Annotated in this window: 17 protein-coding genes; 11 read left to right on the top strand and 6 right to left on the bottom strand. The window is 72.4% G+C overall.

Annotated elements, in window-relative coordinates; genetic code table 11:
• Positions 1 to 75 precede the first annotated feature (75 nt).
• The 4 genes from J5Y09_RS22755 to tssH form a co-directional block, all read right to left on the bottom strand.
• Positions 76 to 552 carry an Hcp family type VI secretion system effector gene (locus tag J5Y09_RS22755; protein WP_209354155.1) on the bottom strand — a complete coding sequence of 159 codons (477 nt, stop codon included), beginning with the start codon at positions 550 to 552 and terminating at the stop codon, positions 76 to 78.
• A 27-nt stretch (positions 553 to 579) separates the two neighbouring features.
• The gene (locus J5Y09_RS22750; protein ID WP_209354154.1) at positions 580 to 1074 is read right to left on the bottom strand and encodes a type VI secretion system tube protein Hcp; all 495 of its coding nucleotides are present in this window, start codon (positions 1072 to 1074) and stop codon (positions 580 to 582) included.
• A gap of 115 nt (positions 1075 to 1189) precedes the next feature.
• The gene (locus J5Y09_RS22745; RefSeq protein ID WP_209354153.1) at positions 1190 to 1672 is read right to left on the bottom strand and encodes an Hcp family type VI secretion system effector; all 483 of its coding nucleotides are present in this window, start codon (positions 1670 to 1672) and stop codon (positions 1190 to 1192) included.
• 294 nt (positions 1673 to 1966) lie between these two features.
• Positions 1967 to 4639 carry a type VI secretion system ATPase TssH gene (gene tssH, locus J5Y09_RS22740; RefSeq protein WP_209354152.1) on the bottom strand — a complete coding sequence of 891 codons (2673 nt, stop codon included), beginning with the start codon at positions 4637 to 4639 and terminating at the stop codon, positions 1967 to 1969.
• Between the two features lie 148 nt (positions 4640 to 4787).
• Here tssH and tssA point away from each other — a divergent pair, with 148 nt between their 5' ends.
• The 11 genes from tssA to J5Y09_RS22685 all read left to right on the top strand — a co-directional run bounded on the left by tssA (position 4788) and on the right by J5Y09_RS22685 (position 17457).
• Positions 4788 to 5915, top strand: coding sequence for a type VI secretion system protein TssA (tssA, locus tag J5Y09_RS22735; protein ID WP_209354151.1), 1128 nt, complete (start codon positions 4788 to 4790; stop codon positions 5913 to 5915).
• A 122-nt stretch (positions 5916 to 6037) separates the two neighbouring features.
• Positions 6038 to 6544: a type VI secretion system contractile sheath small subunit gene (tssB, locus tag J5Y09_RS22730; protein ID WP_209354150.1), complete on the top strand. Its 507-nt coding sequence runs from the start codon at positions 6038 to 6040 to the stop codon at positions 6542 to 6544.
• 3 nt (positions 6545 to 6547) lie between these two features.
• Positions 6548 to 8047 (top strand): type VI secretion system contractile sheath large subunit, encoded by a 1500-nt coding sequence (gene tssC, locus J5Y09_RS22725; RefSeq protein WP_209354149.1) that lies wholly within the window; start codon positions 6548 to 6550, stop codon positions 8045 to 8047.
• Between the two features lie 62 nt (positions 8048 to 8109).
• Positions 8110 to 9642 (top strand): type VI secretion system contractile sheath large subunit, encoded by a 1533-nt coding sequence (tssC, locus tag J5Y09_RS22720; RefSeq protein ID WP_209354148.1) that lies wholly within the window; start codon positions 8110 to 8112, stop codon positions 9640 to 9642.
• A complete protein-coding gene (locus J5Y09_RS22715) occupies positions 9639 to 10424 on the top strand; it encodes a type VI secretion system accessory protein TagJ (RefSeq protein ID WP_209354147.1) in 786 nt (261 codons plus the stop codon). Before tssC (J5Y09_RS22720) ends, J5Y09_RS22715 begins: the two co-directional genes overlap by 4 nt.
• A 253-nt stretch (positions 10425 to 10677) precedes the next feature.
• Entirely contained in the window at positions 10678 to 11169 is a 492-nt protein-coding gene (tssE, locus tag J5Y09_RS22710) for a type VI secretion system baseplate subunit TssE (protein ID WP_209354146.1), read from the top strand.
• Between the two features lie 2 nt (positions 11170 to 11171).
• Positions 11172 to 12998 carry a type VI secretion system baseplate subunit TssF gene (tssF, locus tag J5Y09_RS22705; protein WP_209354145.1) on the top strand — a complete coding sequence of 609 codons (1827 nt, stop codon included), beginning with the start codon at positions 11172 to 11174 and terminating at the stop codon, positions 12996 to 12998.
• Entirely contained in the window at positions 12995 to 14104 is a 1110-nt protein-coding gene (gene tssG, locus J5Y09_RS22700; RefSeq protein ID WP_209354144.1) for a type VI secretion system baseplate subunit TssG, read from the top strand. Before tssF ends, tssG begins: the two co-directional genes overlap by 4 nt.
• 29 nt (positions 14105 to 14133) lie before the next feature.
• Positions 14134 to 15639 carry a class I SAM-dependent methyltransferase gene (locus tag J5Y09_RS22695; RefSeq protein ID WP_209354143.1) on the top strand — a complete coding sequence of 502 codons (1506 nt, stop codon included), beginning with the start codon at positions 14134 to 14136 and terminating at the stop codon, positions 15637 to 15639.
• Between the two features lie 92 nt (positions 15640 to 15731).
• Positions 15732 to 16424: an OmpA family protein gene (locus J5Y09_RS22690; RefSeq protein ID WP_209354142.1), complete on the top strand. Its 693-nt coding sequence runs from the start codon at positions 15732 to 15734 to the stop codon at positions 16422 to 16424.
• 10 nt (positions 16425 to 16434) lie between these two features.
• Entirely contained in the window at positions 16435 to 17457 is a 1023-nt protein-coding gene (locus tag J5Y09_RS22685; protein ID WP_209354141.1) for a hypothetical protein, read from the top strand.
• A 42-nt stretch (positions 17458 to 17499) separates the two neighbouring features.
• Here the strand turns inward: J5Y09_RS22685 and J5Y09_RS22680 are convergent, their stop codons facing one another.
• Positions 17500 to 18246 (bottom strand): dienelactone hydrolase family protein, encoded by a 747-nt coding sequence (locus J5Y09_RS22680; protein ID WP_209354140.1) that lies wholly within the window; start codon positions 18244 to 18246, stop codon positions 17500 to 17502.
• Positions 18247 to 18250: 4 nt separating this feature from the next.
• Positions 18251 to 19318: hypothetical protein (locus tag J5Y09_RS22675; RefSeq protein ID WP_209354139.1), on the bottom strand; the 1068-nt coding region annotated here is incomplete at its 5' end.

Below are 19318 nucleotides of genomic sequence, written 5' to 3'. Positions count from 1 at the left end.
ACGGCCGATCGGACTTCGTCCTGCGGCGCGGGACTTCGCCGACAAGGCCGCGCGGGCCGGCCGCGCCCCCGGCGTTCAGGCGCTGTGCGCGCCGATCTTGTAGCTGACGATGTCCTGCACGCCCGACAGGTCGTCGCCGACGTCGGAAGTGGCGAACTCGATCTCCTGGTAGAGCAGCTCGATCTGCTCGAGGGGCCGGTCGCCGCCCGATGTCTCGCTGATGCTGGTGATGCGCGCGCCGATCAGCGTCGAGGAGAAGTACTTCACCAGCTGGTCCGAGCCCGTGCGCAGCCAGACGAACTTCACCGGCGTGAGCGTCGTAAACCCGATCATCGCGAGCCAGATCGCGCCCGAACTTGAATCGACCAGCCGCGCGGCGGTCACGTTGCGCAGCTGCGCGCCGAGCACGCGCGTGGTGCGGGCGCCGCCCGCGCCCTCGCCGCGATAGGGGCGCGTGCCGCCCCAGGCGAAGCGCTTCAGCTCGAGCCAGCCTTCATAGCCGGCGATCGTGGATTCCCCGGTGACCCCGGGCATCTGCATGAGGACCGGCATGGCGCTTCTCCTGCCTGCGGGACCGGCTCAGGGCCGGTTCTGGATGATGGCGACGGCCTGCGAGCCGCGCGCGCTGCCATCGTGGATCCAGGTGATCACCGTGATCTCGGCGAAGGTGATCGCGTAGGATTCCGTCGAGCGTTCATCGGCCCCGCCCTCGATCGAGAAGTCGGTGATGCCGGCGTTGACGAGTTCGAGCCGCATGTATTCCTGCGGCGCCTCGCCGTCGCTGGTGCGCAGGAAGACGATGGCGACGCCCTTGTCGTGCGCCCCCAGCAGCGCGTTGCGCAGCATGCCGGTGGAGGAGCTGTCGGTTTCCTTGGTGACGCGGAGCGGCGTCGCGTCGCTGCCTTCCTTGAAGGCCGCGGTGCGCTGCCCGTAGTTCACATGCGCGGCGAACTCGACCGACAGCAGCGTCATCCAGCCGCCGCTCGCGGGCGCCTTGGAGATCTGTCCCGGCACCTGCACGTCGCCGCGCACGTCGCCGAAGCACATGTAGATCGATGTCTGGCCGCTGGGCATGGCGGTCGCCTTCCTGGGCGGGGGCCTTCAAGCAAGTGCCGCCCGGATCGCTCCGGGCGGCACGGGGTGCCTTGCAGGGCAGGGCGCCGGCCCGCCTGGGGCCGGCGCCGGGCGATCAGAGCTTCGCGGCCTTCGCGAGGTCCCAGCCCCAGGTCGCCGGGCTGCCCGAGAAGTCGTCGCCGATCGGGTTGTACTTGATGCTGATCTTGTCGAAGTTGAAGCTCAGGCTTTCCATCGGGCGGCTGTCGCCACCGCCGGAGGCGGAGAAGCTGAGGCCGGAGATGCCCGTGCCGTTCGTCTCGAAGGCCAGGAATTCCTGCGGAGCGCCCGAGCCGGTGCGGAGGAACTTGAAGTCGACCTTCTTGTTCAGCTTGCCCATGCAGGCTTCTTCGAACAGCTTCACCGAGGTCCCGTCGGTCTTCTTCACGACGGTGATCTCGCTGATCGACACGATGCCACCTTCACGGGTGGAGGTGCCGAACGCCGAGGCGATGTGACGCCCGACGCCGAGCTGGAAGCTGTCGACCTCGATGTACTTCTCGAACCCCTGAATGGTCGACTCGCCGGGGATGCCCTCGTACTGCACAACGATCGTCATCTGTATTTCCCTTTCCCATCCTGCCCCCGGAAGGTGGCCCGATGCCGCCTTCCGATGGGTGATTCTATACCTCAGCCGCTTGCGCGGCGGAACGGACTCTGATCACTCCGCGTCACCATCCGCTGAAGGATTTCACCGCCACGCCGGCGCGGCGAGAGAATGCGCGGACGCCGCGCGGAACGGCGCGGCCGGATGCTCGGCGAGGAAGGACGCGGGGTCTGCACCGATGATGGCCTGTCGCGGAATCTTCACGGGCCGCCGCGGCGGGCCGGGCGTGCGCCGGCCCGCGCGCCGTCAGCCGATGTCGTAGCTGAAGTTGCCGTCCTCACCCATGCCGACGCGGACATGCGTGATCTCGTGGCCTTCCGCCAGGCGCCCCAGGATGCGCGCCGAGAGTTCCGGCAGCACGGTGCGGCTGAGGATGTTGTCGATGTTGCGCGCGCCCGAGGAGACTTCCTTGCAGCGCTCGACGATGGCGTCGACCACGGCGTCGTCCACCTGCAGCGGCACGTTGTAGGCTTCCTTGAGCCGCTTGCCGATGCTGCGCAGCTTGAGCCCGGTGATCTTCTTGAGGATCTCCGGCGGCAGCGGATAGTAGATCACCACGTTGGTGCGGCCGAGGAAGGCCGGCTTGAAGGACTTGAGCAGGTCCGGCATCAGCGCTTCGCGCAGCTCGTTGGGCTCGGGCGCCATCTCGGGATCGGCGCAGAGCTTGTCGATCGTGTCCGTGCCGGCGTTCGACGTCATGATGATGACGGTGTTGCGGAAGTCGATGTCGCGACCCTCGCCGTCCTTCATCGCGCCCTTGTCGAAGACCTGGAAGAAGACGTCCTGCACGCCGGGATGCGCCTTCTCCATCTCGTCCAGCAGGACGACGGAGTAGGGGCGGCGGCGCACCGCCTCGGTCAGCACGCCGCCTTCGCCGTAGCCGACATAGCCCGGGGGCGAGCCCATCAGGAGCGAGACCTTATGCTCCTCCTTGAACTCGCTCATGTTGATGGTGGTCATGTTCTGCTCGCCGCCATAGAGCAGGTCGGCGACCGCGAGCGCCGTCTCCGTCTTGCCGACGCCGGAGGTGCCGGCCATCAGGAAGACGCCGATCGGCTTGCGCGGGTCGGTCAGCCCGGCGCGGGAGGTGCGGATCGCCTGCGCGATCGCGTCCAGCGCGTGGTCCTGGCCGACCACGCGTTCCATCAGGTGGTCCTTGAGCTTGAGGACCGTGTTGATCTCGTCGGACACCATCCGGCCGACCGGGATGCCGGTCCAGGTGCCGACCACGTCGGCGACCGCCTGGCCGTCCACCACCGGGAAGACCAGCGGCTCCTCGCCCTGCAGCTTGTGCAGCGTGGCCGCGGTCTCGCCGAGTTCCTTCTTCAGCGCTTCCGTATCCACCGGCTCGGCGGGCTTGCCGTCGGGGCCGGGCATCGGCACCGCGGCGGCCTCGATCTGGTGGCGCAGGTCGCGCATCTTCGCGACGAGCACCTTCTCCTCCTCCCAGCGGTTCATCACCTCGCCGAGTTCGGCGGAGACCTTGGCGTGCTCCTGCTCGAGCGCGACGCGCCGCGCCTCGTGGTCGGTGCCGGTCGCCTCCTCGCGCTTGATGGCGGCGAGCTCGGTGTCGATCAGGGCGAGGCGCCGCTGGCGGTCCTCGACCGGGGCGGGGATCGCGGCCTGGGACATGCCCACGCGCGCGCAGGCGGTGTCCAGCAGCGACACGCCCTTGTCGGGCAGCTGGCGGGCGGGGATGTAGCGCGCCGACAGCTTCACCGCCTGGGTGATCGCTTCATCGAGGATGCGCACGCCGTGGTGCTTTTCGAGCGTGCCGACCAGGCCGCGCAGCATGGCGCAGGCGAGCGGTTCGGACGGTTCCTCGACCTTCACCACCTGGAAGCGGCGGGTCAGCGCGGCGTCCTTCTCGAAGTACTTCTTGTACTCGGCCCAGGTGGTGGCCGCGATGCAGCGCATCTCGCCGCGGGCCAGCGCCGGCTTCAGCAGGTTCGCCGCGTCGTTCTGCCCGGCGGCACCGCCGGCGCCGATCAGCGTATGCGCCTCGTCGATGAACATGACGATCGGGGTGGGGGAGGACTTCACCGCGTCGATGACGCCCTTGAGGCGGTTCTCGAACTCGCCCTTCACGCCCGCACCCGCCTGCAGCAGGCCCATGTCGAGCGAGTAGAGCTTCACCCCCTTCAGTGCGTCGGGGACGTCGCCGGCGGCGATGCGCAGGGCCAGGCCCTCGACCACCGCGGTCTTGCCCACGCCGGCCTCGCCGGTGAGGATCGGGTTGTTCTGCCGGCGGCGCGTCAGGATATCCACCATCTGGCGGATCTCCCCGTCGCGGCCGAGGATCGGGTCGATCTTGCCCGACTTGGCCTGCGCGACGAGTTCCGTGCAGAACTGGTCGAGCGGCCCGCCCGAGCGCGGCGCCTCGCCCGCCGGGGCGCCTGCGCCGCCGGGGCCGGAGGCGCTCTCGGTGCTCGCTTCGGCCGCTTCCTCGCTGCCCTCGGCCATCTCGCCGAGGTTCCGCCGCACCGCGTCGGCGGGCAGGTTGAGCAGCGACGGCGCGCTTTCCTTGACGGTGCGGCCGAGCGCATCGTCGTTCAGCAGCGCGGCGAGCAGGTGGCCGGAGCGGATCTTCTGGCTGCCGCTCTCGAGGCTCGTCAGCAGCCAGGCCTCGCGCAGCCAGGTGACGATGTCGGGCGACAGGGCGGGGGCGCGCGCATTGCCGGTCTTGAAGCGGTCGAGCGCGCGGGTGATCTCGTTGGCGACACGGCCGGCATCGACGCCGCCCTTGCGCAGCACCGCCGAGACGTCGGACCCGGAGGTCTCGACGAGCTTGAGCAGCACGTGCTCGATCTCGACGTTGTAGTGGGTGCGCGACAGGGTCAGGCCGGCCGCGGCCTCCAGCTGTCGGCGTGTCAGCGCATTCATGCGCCCGACGAGGGATTTGAGGTCGATCGCCACCATCTCGGACGCACTCCACGTTGAACGCGCGGGCTCTTCATCCACCCGCGGGCGGGACGGTAAGGGGGCGTGCGAAACGAGTCCAGCGTGCTAGCGTGGCGCGAGCAGTCGCCGCCCGGTGCGGCGTGCGGCGCGTCACAAGGGGGTCCGGATGGGCGCTGGCGTTCTCGATGTCGATGGCTTGCTCGCGCCGCTGTCGAGCGGCGACGGGGTGGGTGAGGATCTGCGGCCGGACTATTCGCCGACCTCGCTCTATCAGCGGATCCGAACGCAGCGGAACGACGCCCGCGCGGGGGAACGCGCGATCGACGGCGGCGACCCCGATGCCGATCCGGCCACCGTCCAGGCCGCCTGGCGGGACGTGAAGAAGCTGGGCGTCGATTGCCTGTCCGGGAAGACGAAGGATTTCGAGATCGCCTCCTGGCTGACCGAGGCGCTCGTGCGCCTCGACGGGCTGGCGGGGCTGGCCGACGGCGCGGCGGTGATCGCCGGGCTGTGCACCCAGTACTGGGACAACGGCTTCCCGCGGCTGGACGACGAGGACGGGATCGACGGCCGCGGCGCCCCGCTGGGCGGCCTGTCGGGCGAAGGGGCGGACGGGACGGTGATGGCGCCGATCCGGCGCTACCAGCTGTTCCGCCGCGCCGACGGCGCGCCCTGCGACTTCTTCCTCTGGCAGCGCGCCGAGGAGACGGCGATGATCGCCGAGGAGGCGCGGCGCGAGGCGCGCTACAAGCAGGGCGTCCCCAAGATGGACGCGCTGCAGAACGAGGCGCGGGCCGATGTCGCGACGCTGCGCGCGACCGGCGTCGCGGCCCGCACCGCGCTCGCCGCCTGGACCGCGATGGACGAGGCCATCACGGCGCGCTTCGGCGGCGACGCGCCCTCGACCCGGCGCGTGAGCGACGTGCTGAAGGCGATGATCGAGATCGCCGACAAGATCGCCGGCCCGCCCGCCGCCGCCGCGTCCGAGGAAGCGGCGGGCGAGGAGGCGGCCGGGGAGGCCGCGGTCGAGGCGGCAGGCGGCGGCGTGGCCGCGCCGGGCGGGGGAGGGGGGCCGCGGCCGATGCGCACGCGCGACGACGCCATCAAGCAGCTTGAGGAGATCGCGGCCTTCTTCCGCAAGACCGAGCCGCACTCGCCGCTCGCCTTCACCCTGGAGGACGCGGTGCGGCGCGCGCGCATGCCGCTGCCGGACCTGCTGGCCGAGGTGCTGCCCGACGAGGCGGCGCGCAAGGCGATGCTCAACTCGCTCGGCATCCGCCTGCCGGAAGGGTAATAAATGAAGAGTTTCATGCGACTGTGATCCGGATGCGTTGACCCAGATCAGCGCCGCTGCGTAATCTTGTTGCCGATTGGAAACCCCGGGGCCGTGGACCACGCCCGCAAGGAGGAAGCCTAATGAGCAGCGTGCACGACAAGCTCGCGCGGGTCCGCAAGCCGCGCGTCCACATCAGCTACGAGGTCGAGACCGAAGGCGCGCAGATCGAGCGCGAGCTGCCCTTCGTGGTCGGCATCATGGGCGACTTCGCCGGCGACCCGACCGAACCGCTGAAGCCGCTGAACGAGCGCAAGTTCGTCCAGATCGACCGCGACAACTTCAACGACGTCATGGCCCGCATCCAGCCGGGCCTGAACATCAAGGTCGACAACACGCTCGCCGGCGACGGCAGCCAGATGGCGGTCAACCTGAAGTTCCGCTCGATCGAGGACTTCGAGCCCGCCAAGGTGGCCGAGCAGGTGCCGGCGCTGAAGGCGATGATGGAGACGCGGGCCAAGCTGCGCGACCTGATGTCCAAGGTCGACCGGTCCGAGGAGCTGGAAGGCCTTCTCGAGCAGGTGCTGCAGGACAAGGAGAAGCTCGACAAGCTTTCGTCCGAGCTCGGCATCGACAAGAAGGAGGGCTGAGGCATGAGCGGTACCGAGACTCAGGCCGCCGGCGCGGCCGCTACCACGACCGAAGCCGAGGGCGGGCTCGGCCTGCTCGACCAGGTGCTCGGCGCGACCAAGCAGACCGAGCGCGACCGCGCCCAGGACCTGATCAAGGCGCTGACCGAGGAAGCGCTGAAGGGCACCGTCACCTTCAGCCGCAACCTGACGCAGACCTTCGACCGGGCGATCCAGGCGATCGACCAGAAGCTCAGCGAGCAGCTGAACCAGATCATGCACCATGAGCGGTTCACCAAGCTCGAGGGCAGCTGGCGCGGCCTGCACTACCTGGTCATGAACAGCGAGACGGGCACGTCGCTCAAGCTGCGCATGCTGCAGATGAGCAAGCGCGAGATGTCGCGCGACCTGCAGAAGGCGGTCGAGTTCGACCAGTCCACGCTGTTCAAGAAGATCTACGAGAACGAGTTCGGCACCCCGGGCGGCGAGCCCTACGGCGCGCTCATCGGCGACTACGAATGGACGGCGCATCCGGACGACATCGAGACGCTGCGCCTCGCCTCCTCGGTCGCCGCGGCGTCCTTCGCGCCCTTCATCTCGGCGGCCTCCGCCCAGATGTTCGGCATGAACGACTACCGCGAGCTGTCCAAGCCGCGCGACCTCGCCAAGATCTTCGAGACGGCCGAGTACACCAAGTGGCGCGGCCTGCGCGACACCGAGGATGCGCGCTTCCTCAACCTCGTCATGCCGCGCACCATCGCGCGCCTGCCCTACGGCGCCGGGACCGTGCCGGTCGAGGAGTTCAACTACGAGGAAGCGCCCTACGACGCGGCCGGCAAGCCGAAGGCGATGGAGCACGAGCACTATTGCTGGATGAACGCCGCCTACGTCATGGGCGCGCGGCTCACCGACGCCTTCGCGCAGTACGGCTTCTGCGTGGCGATCCGCGGTGCGGAGGGCGGCGGCAAGGTCTCCAACCTGCCGACGCACGTCTTCACCTCGGACGACGGCGACAGCGACACCAAGTGCCCGACCGAGATCGGCATCACCGACCGTCGCGAGGCCGAGCTCTCCGGCCTCGGCTTCCTGCCGCTCTGCCACTACAAGAACACCGACTACTCGGTCTTCTTCGGCGCGCAGTCCGTGCAGAAGCCCAAGAAGTACGACCGGCCCGAGGCGACGGCGAACGCGGCCATCTCGGCCCGCCTGCCCTACCTCATGGCGACGTCGCGCTTCGCGCACTTCCTCAAGGTGATGGCGCGCGACAAGATCGGCTCCTTCATGGAGGCGACCGATGTCGAGGTCTGGCTGAACCGCTGGATCCGCAACTACGTCAACGCCTCGGAATCCGCGGGGCAGGAGATGAAGGCGCGCTATCCGCTGCGTGAGGCGAAGGTCGAGGTGAAGGAAGTGCCGGGCAAGCCCGGCGTCTACAACGCCGTCGCCTATCTCCGCCCGTGGCTGCAGATGGAGGAACTCTCGACCTCCATGCGCATGGTCGCGCGCATTCCGCAGAAGGCCTGACCACGGCCGGGCGGGACAGGGGGTGCGGCGTGGCGCCGCTCGAATCAGAACCTGGCCCGCCCGTGCCGCTTCGCGCGCTGGTCCTCTCGGGGAAGTTCCTCGGGCGGGCGGCGGGCGGGGCAGGCGCGGAAGGTCTCGCCGACTTCCTGGCGGACCGCTCCGCCGCCGGGGCGCTGCGCGCCTGGTTCGGCTGGCGGCTCGACACCATCCTCCATAACGACGGCGGCGCGGGCAGCCGCGCCGAGGCGATCGCGCGGCTCGAGGAAGCGGTCGACCGCGACATCGCCGCGCTCGACAGGCTCATCTCGGCGCAGCTCGACGCCGTGCTGCACCACCAGCGCCTGCGGCGGCTCGAAGGCGGCTGGCGCGCGCTCTCCTGGCTCGTCGACCGCATTCCCTTCGGCGCGCGGGTCAAGATCCGCATGCTGCCGGCGCGCTGGGCGGAACTGTGCCGCGACTTCGAGCGCGCGCTGGAATTCGACCAGTCCGCGCTGTTCAAGATGGTCTACGAGGGCGAGTTCGGCACGCCCGGCGGCGAACCCTTCGGCATGCTGCTCGCGGACTACGAGGTCCGCCACGCGCCCGGCCCGGGCAGCCCGACGGACGACGTCGCGGGCCTCGATGGGCTGGCGGGCGTCGCCGCGGCGTCCTTCGCGCCCTGCGCCATCGCCGCCCATCCCGCGCTGCTCGGCTTCGACAGCTGGGGCGGCGTCGGCGCGGCCTCCGACATCGCCGACGTGCTGAAGGCGGCCGACCGCACGCGCTGGCGCGCGCTGCAGGGGCGCGAGGACAGCCGCTTCCTCTCCGTGCTGCTGCCGCGCGTGCTCGGCCGCACGCCCTGGGACGTGGACGCGACGCGGATGGAAGGGTTCCGCTACCGGGAATTCGCGCCCGGGTCGGACCAGCGCGTCTGGATGAGCCCCGCCTACCCGCTGGCCGCCACCGCGATCCGCGCCTTCGCGCGCAACGCATGGCCGGCGGACATCCGCGGCGCGGCGATCAGCCAGGAGGCCTCCGGCGGCGTGATCGAGTCACTGCCGGCCGAGCGCCTGGACGGCGACCCGCGCCACGGCACGCTGCGCCCGCCGGTCGAGACCGCGCTGACCGACGACCAGGAACGCCAGGCCGTCGAGGCCGGCTTCATGCCCTTCATCGGGCTCGAGCTGCTGCCCGAGGCATCCTTCGCCGCGACGCCGTCCATCCACCGCCCGCCGCGCATGGGCGGGGAGACGGCGATGGCGGCGAACGCGAACCAGCGCCTGTCGGCGCAGTTCAACGCCATGCTCTGCGTCAGTCGCTTCGCCCATTGCGTGAAGCTGATGGGCCGGGACATGGTCGGGTCCTTCAAGACCGAGGACGACATCCAGCGACGCCTGCAGCGCTGGCTGCAGGGCTTCACCAATGTCTCGGCCGGCGGCGGCGACCAGGGGGCGAAGTATCCCCTCCGCGACGCGCGGGTCGAGGTGCGCGAGAAGCCGGGCCAGCCCGGTGTCTTCGGCTGCACGATCCTGCTGCAGCCGCATTATCAGTTGGACGAGGTGGGGGCGGCCTTCCGCCTCGTGACGGATCTCCAGGCGGCGAGGCAAGCGGCATGACCACACCAGGCGAAGCATTCATGGCGGGCGACATCGAGGGGGCGGTCGCCGCGGCGACCGCGGCCGTCAAGGCCCAGCCCCGCGAGCCGGGGCCGCGCTGGCTGCTGGCCGAGATGATGCTCTTCTCGGGCGAGTACGAACGCGCCGACCGCGCGCTCGACGCGGTGATCGAGGACAACCCGTCCCCCACCGTGATGGAGTTCCGCCAGCTGCTGCGGGCGGAGGTGACGCGCCACCAGGTCATGAAGGAAGGCCGGGTGCCGAAGTTCCAGGGCGAGGACCCAACCGAGGCGCAGAAGGCGGCGGCGCACGCGCTGACGCTGCTGCGCGCCGGCGACAAGGTCGGGGCCGCGGCCGCGGCCGCCGAGGTCGAGAACCTGCGCCCGCGCGTGCCGGGCAAGGCGGGCGACGTCGCCTTCGACGACATGCGCGACGCCGACGACATCTTCGCCGGCATGATCGAGGTGCACACCGCCGGCGGCGACTACATGTGGGTGCCGGTCGAGCGCCTGCGCGCGCTGTCCTTCGACGCGCCGAAGCGCCCGCGCGACCTGTACTGGCGGCGCTGCTCCATCGAGATGAAGGACGGCCAGGAAGGGGTGGTCTACATGCCCACCATCTATCCCTGGACGGCCAAGGACATGCCGAACCCGCTGCGGCTCGGGCGCGGGACGGAATGGCAGGAGGAGGCGGGCCTGGTCCGTGGCCTCGGCATGCGGGAGTTCCTGATGGGCGAGGACGCGAAGACGCTCACCGAGCTCACCGAGATCACCTTCGACTGATCGGCATGGGCGCGAGGGGAACGGCAGCGCGCATCGCACGTCGGATCGGGGCCCCGCCTCGATCCGCAACCGTCGCGCGCGGCCGCCCCCACCCCGCCCACCACGTCGGCCTACCGCACCGGATCGAGGCCCTGCCTCGATCCGCGAGCGCGAAGCGCGACCGCGCCCAACCCATCAGCCGCCGCCCGCGCGCCAGCGCATGGCGCGAAAGCCAAGCGCGCGAATGCGCGCGCCGGCGCCTGAGGCCAAACAAATGAGCGACAACCGATCGAGCCCGCGCGTGCGGCTGCCGCTGCTCGACCGGCTGCTGGACGCCGACCCCGACAGCCCGAGCGACCCGCCGCTGTCGCAGTCGCTCGCCATCGACATGCTGCGCATCGCCGTGCGGCGGGACCTCGAGGCGCTGCTCAACGCGCGGCGCCGTCGCCTGCCGCCGCCGCCCGGGCTTGCCGAACTGCCGGTTTCGCCCATCGGCTACGGCGTGCCGGACCCGACGGCCGGCACCTTCACCGAGGAGGAGCGCCGCGCCGCCCTGTCGCGGGAGATCCAGGCGACGATCACGCGCTTCGAGCCGCGGCTGACGAATGTGAAGGTTCAACTGCGCAAGGAGGAGCGGGAGTCGATCGACCGCGTGCTCCGCCTGCGCATCGAGGCGGTGCTGCGCACGGATCCGGTGCCCGAGCACATCTCCTTCGAGACGGTGGTGCGCCCGACGACGCTCGACGTCGCGGTGCGGGAGGACTGAGCGTGTCGGAATCGCTGCTGCCCTACTACAACCGGGAACTGCGCGCGATCCGCAGGCTCGCGGGCGAATTCGCGGAAGCCTATCCGAAGGTCGCCGCGCGGCTGCGCGTCACGCCGGAAGCGGTGGACGACCCCTATGTCGAGCGGCTGCTCGAAGGCGTGGCCTTCCTCGCCGCGCGGGTGCAGCAGCGGCTGGACGACGAATTGCCCGAGTTCAGCGAGACGCTGCTCGAGATGCTGGCGCCGCACCTGCTGGCCCCGGTGCCGTCGATGACGACGCTGAAGATCGCCCCGCCGCCGGAGGCGCCCGGCCCGACGCGCGTGCCCCGCGGCCTGCTGGTGGAAACCGAGCCGGTGCGCGGCGAGCCGGTGCGCTTTTCCACCTGCCACGACGTCACGGTCTGGCCGGTCGCGGTCGAGACCTTCCGCCTGTCCGGCCTGCCGCTCGCGGCGCCGGCCAACAACCGCGTGCAGGGGGCGATGGCCTGCCTGCGGATCGGGCTGCGCAGCACGACGCCGGAACTCACCTTCGCCAAGATGGGGCTCGACCGGCTGCGGCTGCACCTGCGCGGCGTCGGCGCGCAGGCCGCGCTGCTGCACGAACTGCTCTGCACGGCGACCATCGGCATCGCGCTGGCCGACAGCCCGGTGGATCCGAAGCCGACGCTGCTGGCACCCGAATGCCTGGCGCCCGCGGGCTTCGCGCCGGAGGAAGCGGCACTTCCCTGGCCGAACCGTTCCTTCGCCGGCTACCGGCTGCTGACCGAGTGGTTCGCCTTCCCCGAGAAGTACCTCTACCTCGACCTCAGCGGGCTCGAAGCCCGCACCATGCTGCAGGAGAGCGAGAAGCTCGACATCTTCATCTACCTCGACCGCGCGATGCCGGAGCTCGAGCGCCATCTCGGCCCGGAGAACGTGGCACTCGGCTGCACGCCCGCGATCAACCTTTTCCCGCAGCGCTGCGAGCCGATCGCGCTCGACGGCACGCAGTCCGAATGGATGGTGGTGCCCGACATCCGCCGCCCCGCGGCGCTCGAGATCTATGCGATCGAGGCGGTGCGCGAGAGCCGCCCCGACGGGCGCCGGCGCGCCGTGCTGCCCTTCTATCGCCTCGGCCGCAACGAGCAGGACGAGGCGACGACGGCGGAGATGAACTTCGTCAGCTTCCGCCGCGGCGCGACGCCGCCCGTGACCGGCACGCAGACCTGGATCGAGGTGCGCGACACGCAGTTCGAGCCGGCCCAGCCGGCCGAGGGCGTGCTGACGGTCGAGGCGTTGTGCTGCAACCGCGACCTGCCCGCGCTGCTGCCCTTCGGCGCGGGGCAGCCCCGGCTGCGCGTCGCGCAGGGCGGCGCGCCGGTCTCGGCGGTGGACTGCATCTCCCCGCCCACGCCGACGCTGCGCCCGCGGCTGAACGACCGCGGCGCCTGGCGGCTGATCTCCCACCTCGCGCTGAACCACCTGTCGGTCACCGGCGGTGAATCGGGCGCGGCCGCGCTGCGGGAGATCCTGCGCCTGCACGACCTGCGCGACACGGCGGAAACCCGCGCGGCGATCGGCGCGCTCGTCGCGGTCGAGACGCGACCGGGTGTGGCGCGACTGCCGGGCGGGCGCGCGGGGGCCTTCGCGCGCGGGCTCGACGTGACGCTCACCTTCGACCCGCAGGCCTGGCAGGCGGCGGGGCTGTATCCGCTGGCGCAGGTGATGGAACGCTTCCTCGCGCTGCAGGTCTCGGTGAACGCCTTCTCCCGCACGCTGGTCGCGCTGCGCGGGCGCCCTGGGCTCGCCACGCGCTTCGCGCCGCGCAGCGGCACGCGGACACTGCTTTGAGCGACCTACCGGAAGGCGCGCCCACCCCGCCCGGGGCGGAGGAGGAGCCGGCGCTGCCCGACATCACGGCGCTCGCGGTCGCGACGCCGGAGGCGGCCGAGGCCGCGCGGCCGGAGCCCGAGCCGCCGCCCGCCCCGGCCCTGGTCGCGCTCGCGCCGCTCGAGCGGCTGAAGCGCGAGCCGACCCGCTTCGACATCGACCAGGCGACGCTGATCGCGCTCGCCGCCGCCGGCCTGCCGCGGGACGAGCCCGAGGTGCTGCGCCTGCGCACCTCCGCGCGGCTCGCCATGCCGGGGGGCGCCGTGCTGGCGGCGAAGCCGGAACAGGGCGAACTGACCCTCGGCACCTTCGGCCTGATCGGGGCCGGCGGCGTGCTGCCGCGCCACCACACCACGACGGTCGCGCAGGAACAGCGCAAGCGGTCGCTCGCGCTGCATGCCTTCCTCGACATGCTCGGGCAGCGGACGACGGCGCTCTATCCCAAGGCGGGGGCCAAGTACCGCCCGACGCGCAACCCGGAGCCGACCGCGCGCGTGCTCGCCGCGGCGATCGGCATGGGCACGCCGCACCTGGACGGGCGCATGCGCATCCCCGCCGAGGCGCTGCTCTTCCACGCCGGCAACCTCGCCGCGCGGACGCGCAGCGCCGAACGCCTGCGCGCGATGCTGGAGGCCGAGACCGGCCTCGCCGTGCAGGTGCGCGAATTCGCCGGCGGCTACATCCGCCTGCCGGAGGCCGAGCGCACGCGCATGCCCAAGGGCCGCGGCGCGCCGCAGCATTGCGCGCTCGGCGTCTCGGCGACGGCCGGGGCGCAGGTGTGGGACCCGCAGGCGCGGGTGATCCTGCGCTTCGGCCCGCTGCCGCGCGCCGAATTCGACCGGCTGCTGCCCGGCACGCCGGGCTGGCTGCGCGTGACGCAGCTGGCGCGGCTGTTCGTCGGGCCCGACACCTCCTTCGCCGTCAACCTCGTGCTGCGGGCCGAGGACGTGCCCGCGGGCTCGCTCGCCGGCGGGGCGCGGCTCGGCTGGACGAGCTGGATGGGCGGGTCGCGCCCGCGCAAGGGCGATGCCGAGGACGCCATCTTCGAGCCGCGGGACGTCGTCTGACCCATGGCGCTGCACAGGAACCTTCCCGCATGACCGACGCGAAATCCCGCTACGGCGCCGCCGACGTGCGCTACGTCGCCGCCTTCCAGCCGGAATGCGGCCCCGCGCGCCTGCGCCTGGCGCTGGCGATGGCGGACACCTGGTGGAACCCGCCGGACCCGGACCGGCTGACCGTGCTCGACATCGGCTGCGGCCGCGGCGTGTCGGTCTGCCTGCTGGCCGCGGCCAATCCGGGCTGGGACGTGATCGGGCTCGACCTCCAGCCGGTGCACATCGCCGAGGCGCGCGACGTGGCGCGGCAGGGCGGCCTCGACAATGCGCGCTTCATCGAGGCCGACCTGGCCGAGCTGACCGAGGCGAACAGCGCCGACCTGCTGCCCGAGATCGACATCATCATCTGCCACGGCGTCTGGACCTGGGTGCCGGACCCGGTGCGCGAGGGCATCGTGCGCATGCTGAAGAGCCGCCTGAAGCCGGGCGGCCTGATGCTGATGGGCTACAACGCGCTGCCGGGCTACGCGGACACGCTGCACTTCCAGCGCATGATCGACGAAGCGGCGCGCGCCATGCACGGCGACGAGGCCTCGCGCGGGATCGCGGCGATCGAGGCGATCTCCGCGCTGGCGGAGCACGCGCCGCTTTACATGCCCGAAAAGGGGATCCTCGAGCGCATCACCAAGTCGGCGCGCAACGCGCCCCCCTACCTGGTGCATGAATGGCTGACCAGTTTCTGGCGCCCCGCCTATCATGCCGACGTCGCCCGCGCGCTCGTCCCCGCGCGGCTCGAATTCGGCGGCACGGCGCGGCCGGGCAGCTCGATGCCGGAACTCCACCTGACCCCGGCGCAGCGGGCGGCGATCAACGCGGCCCCCGGGGGCATCGCGAGGGAGACGCTGCTCGACAGCTTCCTCGCCCGCCGCTTCAGGTCGGACATCTTCATCCGCGGCCGTCGGCCGGGCGGGCGGGCGCTGCTGGGCGCGACGACGCTCGTCCTCACCTCCCCGCCGGGCAAGATCAAGGTCCAGATCCCGACCCAGTCCGGCCTGGCGGAACTGGAGCCGGCGCAGGAGGCGGCGCTGGTCGGGGCGCTCGCCGAAGGGCCGAAGACGGTCGCCGAACTGGCCGCGCTGCCGGCCTGCGCCGATCTCAACCACCTCGACATCGCGCTGATGCTGGTGGAAAGCCAGGTCGCCGAGCCCCTGTGGCGCGCGCCGCGCCACGACCCCTCGGCCAATGCGCGCCTCGCGCGGGTCTGCGACAGCCTGCTGCGCCACTTCGCGTCCGAGGCTGCGGCGATGCGCTCGCCGCTCGGCGTGCCGGTCGCGGCGCTGGGCAGCGCGCTGCCGGTCAGCGCCTCGGAACTCGCGCTCTGCGGCGCGCTGCTCTCGGGCCTGCCGCCGGACCCGGCGGTGCTGTCCGTCCACCTTGCGCGCCCGCAGGGCGACGAGGAGGCGCGCGCGCGGGCCGAGGCGGGGATCGTCGACGTGCTCGCGGCGCTGCTGCCCCCCTGGCGCGGCATGGGCGTGCTGCCATGACGACGTCGCGAGGCGCCCCGCCGCCTGAAGCGCTTCGGATGCGGCCGCGCCCGGCCGGTGCTATTGACTGCCCGATCCATGGAGGTCCTCGCATGACCCGCGCATTCCTCGTCGCCGGCGCCGCGCTGATCGCGCTCGCCGCCCCCGTGCCCGCCGCCTTCGCCCAGTCCGACCCGGCGGCGCTGCAGCTCATCGAAAGGCTGCGCCCGCAATCCGGCGGCCAGACGCGCGGCATCCGCGTGCCCGGCGCGGTGGAAAGCACGCCGTCCCAGCCTTCTCCCGTGCAGCCGGCGCCGGTCTTCGGCCAGCCGCCGGCCGCCGCGCCCGCGCCCTCGGTCGCCGGCCCCGGCGCGCCGACCACCGGCCCCGTGACGACCGCGCGCCCGGCCACCCAGGCCGTCGCCCGCCCGCCGGTGCGGGAGACCACCTCGGACGCGCCCTCGGCCTCCATCACCGTGACCTTCGCCTCGGGCTCCGCGCAGATCACGCCGGATGCCGAGCGGGCGCTCGCGCCGCTCGGCCGGGCGCTCGCCTCGCAGGACCTCGCCGCCTTCCGCTTCCGCATCGAGGGCCATACCGACGCGGTGGGCGACGCCGCCTCCAACCAGGCGCTGTCCGAGCGCCGCGCGGCGGCGGTGCGGGACTACCTGATCGCCAAGTTCGGCGTCGCGCCGCAGCGCCTGATCGCCGTCGGGATGGGGGAGACGCAGCTTCTCGTCCCCACGCCGGACGAGGTGCCGAACGCGCGCAACCGGCGCGTGCAGGTCGTGAACATCGGCAGCTGACGACGCCGGCGTGACGGATCCGGACGCGACGGTCCGACTGCCGCGTCCGGCCGCGCCGGGCCCGGCGCGGGGGGCGGCACCGGCCCCGACGCGGGCCGCGCGCCCGTCGCGCCTGGTGCTGGCCGGCGGCGCGGCCGTGCTGCTGGCCGGCGCGGGGGCGGCGGCGCTGTGGCTCTGGCTGGGCCAGGGCCCGGCGGAGCCGCCGCCGAAGCCCGAGGCGCCCGGCGTCGCGACCCCGGCCCCCACCGCGCCCTCGCCGCCACGGTCCATGACCATGGCGCCGCCGGCGGATTTCGCGCCGCCGGTCGCCAGCGAGGAGGCGATCCTCGCCCATCGCGCCGAACGCCCCGTCATCTTCCGCCTGGACGCCAATCCGCGCGTCTTCGTCGTCGACTTCCCGGGCCTCGAGGTGCAGGGCGCGACGCTGAACCGCGTCGCCGCGCTGGTCGAGAAGGCGGGCCAGCCGCGCGACCGGGTGCTCCCCGACGCGGCGCTCGCCGCCGCCATCACCGCGAGCGGCGAGACCGCCGGCACCTACTACTACGGCCACAACTACCGCGGCCGCGACCTGGAGCGCTTCTTCGCCCTGGCCGATCGCGACGGCATCGCGCTGAACGCCGAGGAGCAGTGGCTGCGGCGGGAAGTGGCGCGGCTGCGCCGGCTGGTGCCGGCGCCGGAGGATTTCGCCCTCGTCTCCGTCCCGGGCCTCGAGCCCCGCGTCGATGCCGCGATGCGCCGCGCGATCCTGCATCATGAGATCGGGCACGGGCATTTCTTCACCGATGCCCGCTTCGCCGCGCATGTCGCGCTGGTCTGGCGCGACGTCTTCACCGAGCAGGAGCGCGCCCGCTTCCGCGCCTTCCTCGAACGCGAGGGCTACGACCCCGCGCTGGAGGAGGTGATGATGAACGAGGCGATGTCCTACCTGATCTTCACGCCCGACCCGCGCTTCTTCACCCCGGCCCATGCGGGGCTGGACGATGTGCGGGCGGATGTGCTGCGCGCGGCGCTGCGGGCCGGCGCGCCTCGGTAGGGCGGGAAATCCGATCCCGCTTGGTCAGCGGTGCCGCGGGCGTCAGCGCGGCAGGCGCGCGAACAGCGCCAGCAGCGCGGCCCAGTGCCGCTCCGCCGCCACCGGGTCGAAGCCGCCGGAATCCGGCTGGGCGAAGCCGTGATGCGTGCCGGGATAGTGTTCGATCCGATGCGGCAGGCGGCTGCGCCCGATCGCCTCGGCCACCGTCTCCGGCACGCCGGCGGGCACGTAGGGATCGTGCTCGGCGAAGCAGAGATAGGCCTCGCCCCGCGCCAGCGCGGGCAGCCAGAGATGCGGGCTGTCCGCCGCCTCGGTCACCATGCGCGTGCCGTAGAAGGACGCCGCGGCGGCGACGCGGCCCGGCTGTTCCGCCAGCGCCTGCAGCGCGAAGCGCCCCGACATGCAGTAGCCGAGCGCGCCCGCCGGCCGCGCTTGCGTCACGCCCAGCGCGTCGAGCATCGCCGGCAGGTCGGTGCGGAATTCCGCATGGCCGTAGCCGCGGGCGAGGGTGAAGATGCGCTCCCGCTCCGGATCGCCCTCGCGCGAGAAGGCGGCGCGGTCGAAGCCGACCTCGCGCAGCCGGCGCCAGTACAGGTTGGGCAGCAGCGCGCGATAGCCGCAGGCTGCCAGCCGCGCGGCCATGCCATGCAGCGCGGGGCGCAGGCCCGGCGCGTCCATCAGCAGCAGGATGGCGGGTGCCGCTTCGGGCGCATCGTCCGGCGCGTAGAGATGCGCGTTGATCGTGCCGCCGGGGGCGGGGATGTCGATCGCGGCGGCGGTGATCGCCATGGGATCAGCGCCGCGCGACGGTCTCGACCACCACGGGGCGGACCACCACGCGCGTGCCGGTCGCCCGCGCGCTGCGCAGCGCCGCGCCGAGTGCTGCGACGTAATCCGCCTGCCGTTCCACCACCGGCCGCGAATTGCCGAAGAGCGGGCGGTCGGAGGTGATGACGACGGCGAGGTCCGTGCCGTAGGGCTCGTCCACCTGCCAGCCGGGGAAGTTCCCCTGGGGCTCGCCCAGGCGGATCTGCGCGCCGGCGGTCTGCAGCGCGGAGGGGACGAGGTTCGCGACCTCCCCCGAATGCATGAAGTAGGCGACGTACAGATGCGCCGGCCAGTCCGGCATCTGCACGTCGAGCCGCATGAGTTCCCCGTTCTGCAGCGGCGTCTGGCCCACCACCGTCACGCCGGGGGCCGCGCCCGCCGGGCCGATGACCGGCCGCAGCAGGTCGAGCGCGTCGCAGAAGGCGCCGTCGAAGGGGGTGAGGGACAGGCGCGCCGAATCCTCCGGCACGCCGCGCTCGGCCAGCGTGCGGCGGATGGCGGCGTCGTCCCCGCGGCGGACCACGCCGGCCAGCGTCAATTGCCGGTCGCTGGCCGACCAGGCGATCAGCGAGCAGGGGGTGGTGGCGGCGATGGACTGCGCCGCGGCCCGCAGGTCGAGCCGCGCGAGGGCGGCCTGCTGCTGGCGCTGGGCGGCTTCGCGCGCCGCGGCTTCCCGCTGGGCGGCTTCGCGCTGCGCCGCTTCGCGCGCCGCGGCCTCGCGCTGCGCGGCATCGCGGGCGGCCTGATCGCGCAGCGCCGCCTCGCGCTGGGCGGCTTCGCGCTGGGCGGCTTCGCGCGCGGCCTGCTCGCGCAGCATCTGCTCCCGCGCCGCGGCCTCCCGCGCCGCCTGCTCGCGCATCGCGGCCTCGCGCTGGCCGGCTTCGCGCGCCGCCTGTTCCCGCGCCGCGGCATCCCGCGCCGCCTGTTCGGCCGCGAGCCTTTCGCGCTGCGCCTGTTCGCGCGCGGCGCGGTCGCGCGCGGCGGCCTCGCGGGCCGCGGCCTCGCGCGCCGCGTTCTCGGCGGCGGCCTGTTC

Origin of the sequence: Roseomonas nitratireducens (assembly GCF_017813355.1) — a bacterium.
Classification (GTDB): Bacteria; Pseudomonadota; Alphaproteobacteria; order Acetobacterales; family Acetobacteraceae; genus Neoroseomonas; species Neoroseomonas nitratireducens.
This window is presented reverse-complemented; position numbering and strand designations above follow the sequence as displayed.